The sequence below is a fragment of the Streptomyces sp. iso_384 genome, assembly GCF_056172905.1.
Map to the genome: position 1 here is coordinate 996894 of NZ_JBWBTT010000001.1, position 13364 is coordinate 1010257.

Genomic DNA, 13364 nt, shown 5'->3' on the forward strand with positions numbered 1-13364 from the left:
TCGACGCGTCGGTCGCACGTTGCTCACGCGTCACTTGTGCGTCGGCGGCGGCATCTGTTCCTGCCGCGCGGCACACGGGTCACTCGCTTGTCAGTCGCACGGAAGGCATACCCATGGGCTCCGCGAACGGCAGACACCGCCGCCCTCGCCAGGCACCCGCCATCGTCGTCGCCGCAGGTGTGACGGGATCGGCCATCGCCATCCCGCTGCTCGGCGCGAGCGGCGCGCACGCGGCCGAGGCCTCCACCTGGGACCGGGTCGCGGAGTGCGAGAGCGGCGGCATGTGGAGCGCCGACCTCGGCAACGGCTACTACGGCGGGCTCCAGTTCTCGCAGGAGACCTGGTCGGCGTACGGCGGCACGGCGTTCGCGCCCCGCGCCGACCTCGCCAGCCGGTCGCAGCAGATCTCCGTCGCCGAGAAGGTCCTGGACGACCAGGGCCCGAAGGCGTGGCCCAGCTGTGCGGTGATCTCCGGTCTCGCGGTGGACGGCAGCCTGCCGGGCGTCGACCCGGGCACCTCGCCGACTCCCGATCCGACGAGCACCCCGACCGACGAAGCGGACGCACCCGACGAAGCGGATGAATCCGGCGAGTCCGGTGGGGCCGACAAGTCCGGCAAGGGTGAGAAGAAGGATGAGAAGGAGAGCGACGGTACGGGCGAGGGGAGCGAGACCCCCGACTCCTCGGTGACGCCCACCACCCCGCCGTCCTCCGAGGCTCCCGACGCCACCGGCCCCTCCGACGCCCCCGACGCCTCGACCGGAGAGAGCGGCCAGGGCGGCAAGCACCGCGGCGCCCCCGCGCCCGAGGAGGCCGCCGGCGGCCAGGACGACGGCCCGCGTGGTTCCGGCCGGCACGCCTCGCGCGGTGACGGCGACGCGCGCGACGGTGGCGCTGCGGGCGCCGGTGCGTACACGGTGCAGCCCGGCGACAACCTCTGGGCCATCGCCGACGCCCAGGAACTTCCCGGCGGCTGGACCGGCCTGTACGAGACCAACAAGGACCTCCTGGGCTCCGACCCGGACCTGATCCTGCCCGGCCAGAGCCTGGATCTGGGCCTGGGTCAGGACGCGGAGCGGAGTGCGGACCAGGGCGCTGGTCAGGGTGTGCCGGAGAGCGCCGAGGTGCCTGCCGCCAACTGATTCAATTCGGGCGAAAACGCCCGGGAAAATCAGGCAGTTCAGAGACCTATGTCCACTTTTGCGGAAGTGAGACATGGGTCTCTTTGCTTCAACTGGCGCGTCTCGCCCGGCCGGTCCGCGCGTATCGCTCCCGACCTGCGGAAATGCCCCATCGGTCGCAGTGAGTTCGGGTTGATTGCCCTCTATGTCCATCTTTGAATGTCGGGGTTGCCTGTGTTTACGGTCGGAGCCGCTCGCACCGCGGGCCCCGTCGACCGTCACGCCGAATCCTGCCGTCGGTCGAAGGGAACAGACGCGTAAGCGCCGTAGGCAGGAGCGGGGGACCCAGGTAGGCCGCCGGGTCCGCACAGCCCCTCCAGGGGGTGTACGGGACCGGCTAGGGGTGAAGCCGTGCGCAAGACGCACGGCCGGGCAACTCATCAGCCCGAACCCGACAGCTCACCTCGTAGGCGTCGGTGAGGAGATTCGTTCCATGCTGCTGAACAGCAAGGGCAAGCACCGCCGCCCGTCCAAGGCCGCCCGTATCGCCACCCTCGCGGGTGTCACCGGTGCCGCCGTCGCCGTCCCGCTGATGGGCGCGACCAACGCATCCGCCGCCTCCGTCGAGACCTGGGACGCCGTCGCCCAGTGCGAGTCGGGCGGCAACTGGTCCATCAACACCGGCAACGGCTACTACGGCGGACTGCAGTTCTCGCAGTCCAGCTGGGCCGCCGCCGGTGGTACGCAGTACGCCGCGCGTGCCGACCTGGCCTCCAAGGACCAGCAGATCGCCACCGCCGAGAAGCTCCTCGACCTGCAGGGCCCGGGCGCCTGGGCCTGCGCCGGCGCCGGCGGCCTCACCAACGACGGCGTGGACCCGGGCGTGAACACCGGCTCCGGCCAGTCCGAGAGCAAGCCCGAGCAGGCGCAGCCGGAGCGTCAGGCCGAGCAGCCCACCACGCGCTCCGAGCAGCGCGAGGCCCCCAAGGCCGAGAGCAGGAAGACCGTCACCACTCCGACCGGCGAGAAGGTCGAGAAGGGTGACGGCGAGTACAAGGTCAAGGCCGGCGACACCCTGAGCAAGATCGCCGAGAAGGAAGGCGTCAAGGGCGGCTGGAGCAAGCTCTTCAAGCTCAACGACGACATCGTCGAGGACGCCGACCTGATCTTCCCGGGTCAGCAGCTCCACCTGAAGTAGACGCCGTATCTCCTCCCCGGAGGAGAGGCGTCCGGCGGCGCTTCTCCTCGCACGGCTTCCCGGCCCGGCGCGCTCATCCCCCCCAGCGCGCCGGGCCGGGTTCTTCGTGGGCGGGGGGCCGAGGGAGGTGCGGTTGCGTTCACCTCTTGTCGGCAACACGTGTTACCGCTCAGTAGATATCTAGAGTTTTGTCCCGTTACGCAGGTCCTTGGGTCCTTTTTCGTCCCAGGAGACGGGCGGTCGGCTGGCCGACGCGGCCGGGCCGGATAGGCTCGGGTCGCAAGGCCACAGTGACCCTGCACAACCAGTGTCAGATCCCAGAAGGAGATGCCTCGTGCCGTCCATCGACGTCGTCGTAGCCAGGGAAATCCTCGACTCCCGGGGCAACCCCACGGTCGAGGTCGAGGTTGGCCTCGACGACGGCAGCACGGGCCGTGCTGCTGTTCCGTCCGGCGCCTCCACCGGTGCGTTCGAGGCTGTAGAGCTTCGCGACGGTGACCCCAACCGCTACCAGGGCAAGGGCGTCGAGAAGGCCGTCCTCGCCGTCATCGAGCAGATCGGCCCGGAGCTCGTCGGGTACGACGCCACCGAGCAGCGCCTCATCGACCAGGCGATGTTCGACCTGGACGCCACCGAGAACAAGGCCTCGCTCGGCGCGAACGCCATCCTCGGCGTCTCGCTGGCCGTCGCGCACGCCGCATCCGAGGCGTCCGACCTGCCGCTCTTCCGCTACCTCGGCGGCCCGAACGCGCACCTGCTGCCCGTTCCGATGATGAACATCCTGAACGGCGGCTCGCACGCCGACTCCAACGTGGACATCCAGGAGTTCATGATCGCGCCGATCGGCGCCGAGTCCTTCTCCGAGGCCCTGCGCTGGGGCGCGGAGATCTACCACACGCTGAAGAAGGTCCTCAAGACCAAGGGCCTGTCCACCGGACTCGGCGACGAGGGCGGCTTCGCCCCGAACCTGGAGTCCAACCGCGCCGCCCTGGACCTCATCGTCGAGGCCATCAAGGAGGCCGGCTACGTCCCGGGCCGTGACGTGGCGCTCGCGCTCGACGTCGCCGCGTCCGAGTTCTACAAGGACGGCGTCTACGAGTTCGAGGGCAAGTCCCGCTCGGCCGCCGAGATGACCGAGTACTACGAGGAGCTCGTCTCCGCGTACCCGCTGGTCTCCATCGAGGACCCGCTGTACGAGGACGACTGGGCCGGCTGGAAGGTCATCACCGACCGCATCGGCTCCAAGGTCCAGATCGTCGGCGACGACCTCTTCGTCACCAACCCCGAGCGCCTGGCCCGCGGCATCGAGGAGGGCTCCGCCAACGCCCTGCTCGTGAAGGTCAACCAGATCGGTTCGCTGACCGAGACCCTGGACGCCGTCGAGCTGGCCCAGCGCAACGGCTTCAAGTGCATGATGTCGCACCGCTCCGGCGAGACCGAGGACGTCACCATCGCCGACCTCGCCGTCGCCGTGAACTGCGGCCAGATCAAGACCGGCGCCCCGGCCCGTTCGGACCGCGTCGCCAAGTACAACCAGCTGCTGCGCATCGAGGAGATCCTCGACGACGCCGCGGTGTACGCGGGCCGCTCCGCCTTCCCGCGCTTCAAGGGCTGACCCGTAGTCGCAAGTAGGTAGCCTCCGCCCGTCCCCGCACCCGGTCCCGTACCGTGTGCGGGGACGGACGTGCGTCAGAGCTTGTCGTCAAACTGCCGCCTGCCGGGCGGCGTCTGACGCGCACGCTCGCGGCGTTGCCGAAATGGCCGAGTAGCTCCTTCCCCAAGCTCTCAGCTACGTTCGAGCAGGGGAGGCCCTATCCGAGGCCGTCCCGGCGCCTTGCGATCGCACGCACCGGTCGCCGCCCGGCCGCCCTTCGGGCGACGACGGCAGTTCGACGACAAGCTCTGGGAGGCGGGAGACATGGCCGGGAAGGACCGCGACCGGTTCTCCACCGCGACCAGGCTGCGACTGCTCGGCGAGCAGACCGCGGCCCGCGTGTACCGATCCCAGAACCGCCGCCAGGCCCGCCGCTCCCGGCTCACCGGCCGGGCCGCGTTCCTGGCGCTGGTGGTCTGCTCCCTGGTGGTGGCGCTCGCCTACCCGATGCGGCAGTACGTCTCCCAGCGCGACGAGATCGCCGAGCAGGAGCGGCTCTCGCAGCACGCGGAGCGGCGCACCGAGGAGCTGCGGGACGAGAAGGCGCGGCTCCAGGACGACGCGTACATCATGCGTCTGGCCCGCCAGCACCTCCACTACGTCCTGCCCGGGGAGACCGCCTACACCGTGGCCGACCCGGACGCGGCCGAGGACCGGCGCGGCGAGCCCGGCGCGAGCGACCGTCCGTGGCACGCGAACCTCTGGGACGGCGTGGACAGCGCCGACCGCGACTGACCGACCGACCCCGCACGTTCCTCCGAACGTTCCTGTGTACGTCCACCTCTACGAGCTTCCGAGCAGAACCAAGGCAGGCATGGAAACGCCCCCTCCGCAGACCGAGTCCACCAAGCCCACCGACGCGGACATCGCCGCGTTCGAGCAGCAGCTCGGCCGTCCGCCGCGCGGTCTGCGCGCCATCGCGCACCGCTGCCCGTGCGGCAACCCGGACGTGGTGGAGACCCAGCCCCGTCTGGAGGACGGCACGCCGTTCCCGACGACGTACTACCTGACCTGCCCCCGGGCGGCCTCGGCGATCGGCACGCTGGAGGCCAACGGGGTCATGAAGGAGATGACGGCCCGTCTGGAGAACGACCCGGAGCTGGCCGACGCCTACCGGGCCGCGCACGAGGACTACATCACCCGCCGCGACGCCATCGAGGTCCTGGAGGGCTTCCCGAGCGCCGGCGGCATGCCGGACCGGGTGAAGTGCCTGCACGTCCTGGTCGGCCACTCGCTGGCCGCCGGGCCCGGGGTCAACCCGCTGGGCGACGAGGCCATCGCGATGCTGCCCGAGTGGTGGGCCAAGGGCCCCTGCGTCACGCCGTGCGCCGTGGACGCGGAAGGGCAGGACGCGTGACCAGGGTCGCCGCCGTCGACTGCGGTACGAACTCGATCCGGCTCCTCGTCGCCGACGCGGACCCCGCCACCGGCTCCTTCACCGAGCTGGACCGGCGGATGACGATCGTCCGCCTCGGCCAGGGCGTCGACCGGACCGGCCGGCTGGCCCCCGAGGCGCTGGAGCGGACGTTCGCGGCCTGCCGGGAGTACGCGGCGGCGATCGGGGAACTGGGCGCGGAGCGGATCCGCTTCGTCGCCACCTCCGCCTCCCGCGACGCCGAGAACAGCGCGGAGTTCGTGGCCGGGGTCCGGGACATCCTGGGCGTCGAGCCCGAGGTGATCACCGGCGACCAGGAGGCGCAGCTCTCCTTCGACGGGGCCACCAAGGAACTGGCGGGCAGCGACCACCTGACGAAGCCGTATCTGGTCGTCGACATCGGCGGCGGCTCCACCGAGTTCGTCCTCGGCTCGGACCGGGTGGAAGCCGCCCGGTCCGTGGACATCGGCTGCGTACGGATGACGGAGCGTCACCTCGTCGTGGACGGGGCCGTCATGGACCCGCCCAGCCACGAGCGGGCCGCCGCGATCCGCGCGGACATCGACGCCGCCCTCGACCTCGCCGAGCAGACCGTGCCGCTCACCGGGGCCGGCACCCTCGTCGGCCTGGCGGGCACCGTCACCACGGTCGCCGGGATCGCACTGGAGCTGCCGGAGTACGACTCCGCGGCCATCCACCACTCCCGGATCTCCCGCGGCCAGGTCCGCGCGATCACCGAGCACCTGCTGCGCTCCACCCACGAGGAGCGCGCCGCGATTCCCGTGATGCACCCCGGCCGGGTCGACGTGATCGGCGCCGGGGCGCTCGTCCTGCTCGCCGTGATGGAGCGGACGGGAGCCCATGAGGTCGTCGTCAGCGAGCACGACATCCTGGACGGCATCGCCTGGAGCGCCGCGTAGGCGACGGTCCGGCCGGTACGGGCGGGCAGCCCTCGGGCTGCCCGCTCAATCGCACCGTCACCTGCACCGTTGAGCCCCGATCCGGGCCTTCTGGGCCGCCCGGGCGACCTCCTCGGGGACACGCCGCAGATAAGTTCGTGAAGTTCTTCACAAGGAATTGGGCCCTCTTGGTCGCGGTTCGGGCCCGTAGGGCCGCAGCCGGCCGCGCCGGAGGCCGTGCGGAGGTGTCGCGCTCATGTTCCGAGAGCGTTGCGCCGGCATGAAGAGGAGCGGTGGTTCACCCGGTCCGCAGGGCCAAGGGCCAGCTCACAAGCGGTGAACAACGTTTCCTACGGTGTCGTGGTTCCCTTTCGTGCCCATGACCTGGGTCACGTGGGCGGCGAAGTGTAGCAGAGGGTCGGCCAATCCTTGTGAAGGGGCTCACGAGCACCCCCCTGGGGCGGGGTGGATACTCGATGGCATGAGCACCACGGAGCGTCCCAGGATCCTCGTTGTAGGCGGTGGGTACGTAGGCCTGTACGCAGCTCGTCGCATTCTGAAGAAGATGCGATACGGAGAGGCGACCGTCACGGTCGTCGACCCGCGGTCGTACATGACGTACCAGCCCTTCCTCCCCGAAGCTGCCGCCGGCAGCATCTCGCCTCGGCATGTCGTCGTCCCGCTGCGACGCGTGCTGCCCAAGGCTGAGGTTCTCACCGGTCGTGTCACGACCATCGATCAGGACCGCAAGGTCGCCACGGTCGCGCCGCTCGTCGGCGAGGCCTACGAGCTGCCCTTCGACTACCTGGTCATCGCGATGGGCGCGGTCTCCCGCACCTTCCCGATCCCCGGCCTCGCCGAGCAGGGCATCGGCATGAAGGGCATCGAGGAGTCCATCGGTCTGCGCAACCACGTCCTGGAGCAGCTGGACAAGGCTGACTCCACGACCGACGAGGACGTCCGCCGCAAGGCGCTGACGTTCGTCTTCGTGGGCGGCGGCTTCGCCGGCGCGGAGACCATCGGCGAGGTCGAGGACATGGCCCGCGACGCGGCGAAGTACTACACCAACGTGAAGCGCGAGGACATGCGCTTCATCCTGGTCGACGCCGCCGACAAGATCCTTCCCGAGGTCGGCCCGAAGCTGGGCGCCTACGGCAAGGAGCACCTGGAGAGCCGCGGCGTGGAGATCTACCTCTCCACCTCGATGGACTCCTGCGTCGACGGCCACGTGGTGCTGAAGAACGGCCTGGAGGTCGACTCCAGCACCATCGTGTGGACCGCCGGTGTGAAGCCGAACCCGGCGCTGGCCCGCTTCGGCCTGCCGCTCGGCCCCCGCGGCCACGTGGACACCTCCGAGAAGCTCCAGGTGCAGGGCACCGACTACATCTGGGCCGCGGGCGACAACGCCCAGGTGCCGGACATGGTCGGCCGCCGCGCCGGCAACCCGAACGCCTGGTGCCCGCCCAACGCCCAGCACGCGCTGCGTCAGGCGAAGGTCCTCGGCGACAACGTGATCTCCGGCATGCGGGGCTTCCCGCAGAAGGAGTACAGCCACGCCAACAAGGGTGCGGTCGCCGGTCTCGGCCTGCACAAGGGCGTCGCGATGATCGTCATGGGCAAGGTGAAGATCAAGCTCAAGGGCCGTCTCGCCTGGTACATGCACCGCGGCTACCACGGCATGGCCATGCCGACCTGGAACCGTAAGATCCGGATCTTCGCCGACTGGACGCTGGCGATGTTCCTCAAGCGCGAGGTCGTCTCGCTCGGCGCCATGGAGACGCCGCGCGAGGAGTTCTACGAGGCCGCCAAGCCGGCCCCGGCTCCGGCCGCCGCCAAGGCCGAGGGCGAGAAGGCCAAGGCCTCCTGACCCCTCGGTGACCCGCTCCGCGAGGAGCACCCCGTACGACGCCCGAAGGGGCCGTCCGCCATCCGTGGTGCGGACGGCCCCTTCGGCGTATCCGGCGATCGGCCCGGACCGGGGCCGCGACCGGGGTGATGGCCCGTTCCCGCCCATGTGGATGGCACATACACGCGTTTTGCCGATTCGTTGCCCGGTAGCGGGATGACGGAGTGTGCGAGGAGAGTTGACGCAGGTGTACCTCGCCGCCGCACCGAGGTGTCGCGACGGGGCTACGAGCATGTCCGTTGCCTGTGCTTGTTGTGCTTGTCGGGGAAACACCACGGAGGTGTGCGCCATGGCAGACGCCGCGTCGCGGCTGACCGCTCTTGCCGAGGAGTTGCTCTCGGAACCCCTGCCGGTCCGGATCCGGGCCTGGGACGGCAGCGAATCGGGTCCGCCCGGCGCCCCGGTCCTCGTGATCCGCCACCGCCGCGCCCTGCGGCGGATCCTGTGGAAGCCCGGCGAACTGGGCCTGGCCCGCGCCTGGGTGGCCGGGGAGATCGACGTCGACGGTGATCTGTACGAGGTGCTCGACCGGATCGCCGGGCTGCTCTGGGACCGGGGCGCCGACGCCAAGGACTCCGTCCACCCGGTCCGCGACCCCAAGGTCCGCGCCTTCGCCCGCGGCCTGCTCGACCTCGCGGGCCCCTGGCCGCCGCCCGCCCCGCCCGCGGAGGAGGTGCGCCGCCGCACCGGGCCGCTGCACACCAGACGCCGCGACAAGGAGGCCATCAGCCACCACTACGACGTCGGCAACGACTTCTACACCCTGGTGCTCGGCCCCTCCATGGTCTACTCCTGCGCCTACTGGCAGGACGGCGGAACCCTGGAGGACGCCCAGCGCGACAAGCTCGACCTGGTCTGCCGCAAGCTCGCCCTGAAGGACGGCGACCGGCTCCTGGACGTCGGCTGCGGCTGGGGCTCGATGGCCATCCACGCCGCCCGCCACTACGGGGCCCACGTCACCGGCATCACCCTTTCCCAGGAACAGGCCGCCCACGCCCGCAAGCGCATCGCCGAGGAGGGCCTGACCGACCGCATCGAGATCCGGGTCCAGGACTACCGGGACGTCCGTGACGCGCCGTACGACGCGATCTCCTCGATCGGCATGGCCGAGCACGTCGGCTCGGTCCGCTACCGCGAGTACGCGGACGACCTCTACGCCCTCCTGAAGCCCGGCGGCCGCCTGCTGAACCACCAGATCGCCCGCCGCCCCGAGAAGGACGAGGACGCCTACCGCATCGACGCCTTCATCGACGCGTACGTCTTCCCGGACGGCGAACTGGCCCCGGTCGGCCGCACCCTGGCCACCCTGGAGGAAGCCGGCTTCGAGGCCCGGGACGTCGAGGCGCTGCGCGAGCACTACGCGCTGACCCTGCGCCAGTGGGTGGCCAACCTGGAACGCCACTGGGAGCGGGCGGTACGCGCCACCACCCCGGGCCGGGCCAGGGTCTGGCGGCTGTACATGGCCGCCTCGGCGCTCTCCTTCGAGCACAACAAGATCGGCGTCAACCAGATCCTCGCGGTGCGCCCGCTGGACAGCGGCTCCTCCCGGCTGCCGCTGCGCACCCGCAGCTGGACGGAGCCCGCCGAGGACGCGGATACGGCTGCGGACACGGACGCCTGACCCGTACCCGTACGGCAACGGGCGAGGGGCCGGTGCGCCGCTCTCCAGCGGTGCACCGGCCCCTCGTCGTCCCCTGCGTCCCGGCCCCGGGACCTCGGCTACTCCGTCTTGATCGCCGTCAGCATGTTGAGCTTCGCGGCGCTGCGGGCGGGCCACAGCGAGGCGAGGACGCCCACCAGGCCGGCCAGGAGCAGGAAGATGCCGAGCCGGTCCCACGGGATGACCAGGGCGTAGCCGGGGATGTCGGCGGACAGGGTCCGGCCGATCGCCCAGCCGAGGAAGACGCCCAGGCCGACCCCGATCACCGCGCCGAAGACCGAGATGACGACGGCCTCCAGACGGATCATCCGCTTGACGCGGCCCCGGTCGAGACCGATCGCGCGGAGCATGCCGATCTCCTGCTGCCGCTCGAACACCGACATCGCGAGGGTGTTGACGACCCCGAGGACCGCGATCAGCAGGGCCATGGCGAGCAGCCCGTACATGATGTTGAGGGCGGTGTTGATGAAGCCGCCGAACATGTCACGGATGTCCTGCCGGTCCATGACGCTCATCGCCGGGTTGTCGCCGAGCGCGTCCACGATGGACTGCTCGTTGGCCGTGCTCGCGCCGCCGTCCGTCTTGATCCAGATCTCGCGGATCTCGGGGCGGGAGGAGACGCTGTGCTGGTCGGCCAGCTGCTTCGGGATCACGAAGGGCGAGAGGAACTCGTTCTCCTCGTAGGTCGCCCCGATCGTCAGCTCGCCCTTCTTCTCGTCGTCGAACTTCACCGGGAGGGTGTCGCCGGTCTTCCAGCCGTTCGACTTCGCGGTCTTGGAGCCGACCGCGACCTGGCCGTCCTTGAGCGAGGCCAGCGAACCGGACTCGGTGGTCAGCGAAAAGACCTTCTCCACATCGCCCGGGGTGACGCCCGAGGCCGCGTGGTGCTCGCCGTCGACCTCGAACCAGGCCGCCTGCTGCGGGGAGAGCGCGGAGACGCCGTCGGCCTTCGACAGGGCCGTGAGCGCGGACTCGTCCAGCGAGTCGCCGCTGGCCATCGTGACCATGTAGTCGGCCTTGATGTTGTCCGTGGTCATCTTGTCGATGGCCTGTCCGAGCGTGACGCCGAGCACCGAGATGCCGGTGACCAGGGTCAGCCCGATGGCCAGCGCGGAGGCGGTGGCTCCGGTGCGCCGCGGGTTGCGGACCGCGTTCTGCGAGGCCAGCTTCCCGGAGACGCCGAACACCTTCTTCAGCAGCGGCCGGACCAGCGCGATCACCGGGCGGGAGAGCAGCGGGATCAGGACGATGACGCCGATCAGGGCGAAGAACGCGCCCGCCGCGACCAACTGCCGGCCGGAGGTGCCGCCGCTCGCCGCGCCGCCGACGATGCCCGCCGAGCCGAGCAGGGCGATCGCACCGCCGATCGAGTTCCGTACGACGAGGGACTTGACGGAGGCGGTGGCGTGGACGCTGCTCATCGCGGCGACCGGGGCGATCTTCGAGGCCCGGCGGGCGGGCAGCCAGGCGGCCAGCACGGTGATCAGGATGCCGACCGCGAAGGCGGAGATCACGGCGGTCGGCGAGACGACCAGCGGACCGGCCGGGATCTTGCCGCCCATGAGGCCCATCGCGGAGCGCAGACCGGTGGCGAGGCCGAGACCGAGGGCGAAGCCGATGACGGAGGCGAGCACGCCGACGAAGGCGGCCTCCAGCAGCACCGAGCGCTTCACCTGACGGCGGGTGGCGCCGATGGCACGCATCAGGGCCAGCTCACGGGTCCGCTGGGCGACCAGCATGGTGAAGGTGTTGGCGATGAGGAAGATGCCGACGAACAGCGCGATGCCCGCGAAGGCCAGCAGCATGCCGTTGAGGCCGTTCAGCCCGGACTCGATGTCCTTCGCCTGCTGCTCGGCCAGCGCCTTGCCGGTCTGCGCGGTCGCGTCCACGGGCAGCAGGGGGGTGATCTCGTCCAGCAGCTTCTGGTCGGAGACGCCGCCCGCCGCGGTGACCGTGGCGTCCTTGAAGACACCGGGCTTCAGGTAGAGCTTCTGGGCGGTCGCGGTGTCGAACAGCACGAGGCTGCCGCCCGCGTTGACCGCGCCGTCCTCGGTGGTGAAGATCCCGGAGAGGGTGTACTCCTTCACCGGCCCGTTTGTGGCGACCCGCACCGGGTCGCCGACGCGGTACTTGCCCTTGTCCGCCGTGTCCTTGTCGAGGGCGACCGAGCCGCTCTTCGCCGGGCCCGAACCGTCGGTGAAGACGTACTGCGAGTCCTTGCCGTCCTTGCCGGGGGAGAAGTTCGCGCCGGTGTTGGACCAGCCGTTGCCGATCAGCTTGCCGTCCGGGTCGGCGACCCCGGCGAAGCCGGAGACCCTGCCGGTGGCGGAGGCGACGCCGTCCAGGCCCCGGATCTTCTCCAGGGTGGCCTCGTCGATGCCGGGGTTCTTCTCGTCGTCGCCGGCGTACGTCTCCACGGCGACGGCGACGTTGTCGTAGCTCTTGGCGGACTGGTTGCGGAAGGCGTTGCCGAGGGTGTCGGTGAAGACCAGGGTGCCGGAGACGAACGCTACGCCGAGCATGACGGCGAGCACGGTCATCAGCAGCCTGGCCTTGTGCGCGAGCACATTGCGCAGGGCGGTACGGAACATGTCTGAGTGTCCTGTGATGGGTTCCGGAAGGGGGTCGGGGACGCGGCGGGGCCTCGGGCCCCACGCGTCAGCTCGTGCGGCCCTTCGCGTCGAACGCCTTCATCCGGTCGAGTACCCGGTCGGCGGTCGGCTCGATCATCTGGTCGACGACCGCGCCGTCCGCGAGGAAGATGACCCGGTCGGCGTAGGAGGCGGCCACCGGGTCGTGCGTCACCATCACCACGGTCTGGCCCAGCTCGCGCACCGAGTTGCGCAGGAAGCCCAGGACCTCGGCGCCGGAGCGGGAGTCCAGGTTTCCGGTCGGCTCGTCACCGAAGATGATCTCGGGCCGCGCGGCCAGGGCGCGGGCCACGGCGACGCGCTGCTGCTGGCCGCCGGAGAGCTCGGTCGGGCGGTGCTTCAGCCGCTCCGAGAGCCCGACCATGTCGATGACCTTCTGGAGCCACGCGGCGTCCGGCTTACGGCCCGCGATGTCCATCGGCAGGGTGATGTTCTCCAGCGCGGTGAGCGTCGGCAGCAGGTTGAACGCCTGGAAGATGAAGCCGATCTTGTCCCGGCGCAACTGGGTGAGCTGCTTGTCCTTGAGCGTGGACAGCTCGGTATCGCCGATGCGCACCGAACCGCTGCTGAAGCTGTCGAGCCCGGCGACGCAGTGCATCAGCGTCGACTTGCCGGAGCCCGAGGGACCCATGATCGCGGTGAACTCGCCCTGCGGGAAGTCCACGGTCACCCGGTCCAGGGCGACGACCTGCGTTTCGCCCTCGCCGTAGACCTTCGACAGCTCCGTGGCGCGGGCAGCCACCGCGGTGGCGCGGTGAACGGTGGGGGTGGTGGTCACAGGGACGCTCCTGGTTCGGTGATGCGGATGAGGTGGGCCGTGCTGAGGCGGGCGCTGACGCCATGCCTCGGGGACTTACTCCATCCTTACGTCCGGATCACGCCGGGTCGTCACTCCCGATG

The 13364-nt window shown here is 70.3% G+C and carries 10 protein-coding genes and 1 riboswitch; of the genes, 8 read left to right on the forward strand and 2 right to left on the reverse strand.

All coding sequences use genetic code 11. The features are described from left to right. Positions 1 to 113: 113 nt before the first annotated feature. The 8 genes from AC0VY3_RS04535 (at position 114) to AC0VY3_RS04570 (ending at position 9774) form a co-directional block, all read left to right on the forward strand. The gene (locus AC0VY3_RS04535) at positions 114 to 1142 is read left to right on the forward strand and encodes a transglycosylase family protein (protein ID WP_475549002.1); all 1029 of its coding nucleotides are present in this window, start codon (positions 114 to 116) and stop codon (positions 1140 to 1142) included. Between the two features lie 291 nt (positions 1143 to 1433). Continuing rightward, a riboswitch (cyclic di-AMP (ydaO/yuaA leader) is annotated at positions 1434 to 1609 on the forward strand. 5 nt (positions 1610 to 1614) lie between these two features. Continuing rightward, a complete protein-coding gene (locus tag AC0VY3_RS04540; RefSeq protein ID WP_475549003.1) occupies positions 1615 to 2319 on the forward strand; it encodes a transglycosylase family protein in 705 nt (234 codons plus the stop codon). A gap of 334 nt (positions 2320 to 2653) precedes the next feature. Beyond that, positions 2654 to 3934 (forward strand): phosphopyruvate hydratase, encoded by a 1281-nt coding sequence (gene eno / locus AC0VY3_RS04545; RefSeq protein ID WP_030086171.1) that lies wholly within the window; start codon positions 2654 to 2656, stop codon positions 3932 to 3934. 303 nt (positions 3935 to 4237) lie between these two features. Beyond that, positions 4238 to 4708 (forward strand): FtsB family cell division protein, encoded by a 471-nt coding sequence (locus AC0VY3_RS04550; RefSeq protein ID WP_475551638.1) that lies wholly within the window; start codon positions 4238 to 4240, stop codon positions 4706 to 4708. Positions 4709 to 4787: 79 nt separating this feature from the next. Continuing rightward, the gene (locus AC0VY3_RS04555) at positions 4788 to 5330 is read left to right on the forward strand and encodes a DUF501 domain-containing protein (RefSeq protein ID WP_475549004.1); all 543 of its coding nucleotides are present in this window, start codon (positions 4788 to 4790) and stop codon (positions 5328 to 5330) included. Next, a complete protein-coding gene (locus AC0VY3_RS04560; protein ID WP_103510919.1) occupies positions 5327 to 6268 on the forward strand; it encodes a Ppx/GppA phosphatase family protein in 942 nt (313 codons plus the stop codon). The genes AC0VY3_RS04555 and AC0VY3_RS04560 overlap by 4 nt, the downstream gene beginning before the upstream one ends. Before the next feature lie 460 nt (positions 6269 to 6728). Beyond that, the gene (locus tag AC0VY3_RS04565) at positions 6729 to 8114 is read left to right on the forward strand and encodes an NAD(P)/FAD-dependent oxidoreductase (RefSeq protein WP_475549005.1); all 1386 of its coding nucleotides are present in this window, start codon (positions 6729 to 6731) and stop codon (positions 8112 to 8114) included. A gap of 328 nt (positions 8115 to 8442) precedes the next feature. Next, positions 8443 to 9774: an SAM-dependent methyltransferase gene (locus AC0VY3_RS04570; protein ID WP_103510918.1), complete on the forward strand. Its 1332-nt coding sequence runs from the start codon at positions 8443 to 8445 to the stop codon at positions 9772 to 9774. A 98-nt stretch (positions 9775 to 9872) separates the two neighbouring features. On the opposite strand, the gene AC0VY3_RS04575 is transcribed toward AC0VY3_RS04570, so the two are convergent. Together AC0VY3_RS04575 and AC0VY3_RS04580 are read right to left on the reverse strand one after the other, a co-directional pair. Next, a complete protein-coding gene (locus AC0VY3_RS04575; RefSeq protein ID WP_103510917.1) occupies positions 9873 to 12404 on the reverse strand; it encodes an ABC transporter permease in 2532 nt (843 codons plus the stop codon). Between the two features lie 67 nt (positions 12405 to 12471). After that, the gene (locus tag AC0VY3_RS04580) at positions 12472 to 13242 is read right to left on the reverse strand and encodes an ABC transporter ATP-binding protein (protein ID WP_103510916.1); all 771 of its coding nucleotides are present in this window, start codon (positions 13240 to 13242) and stop codon (positions 12472 to 12474) included. Positions 13243 to 13364 lie beyond the last annotated feature (122 nt).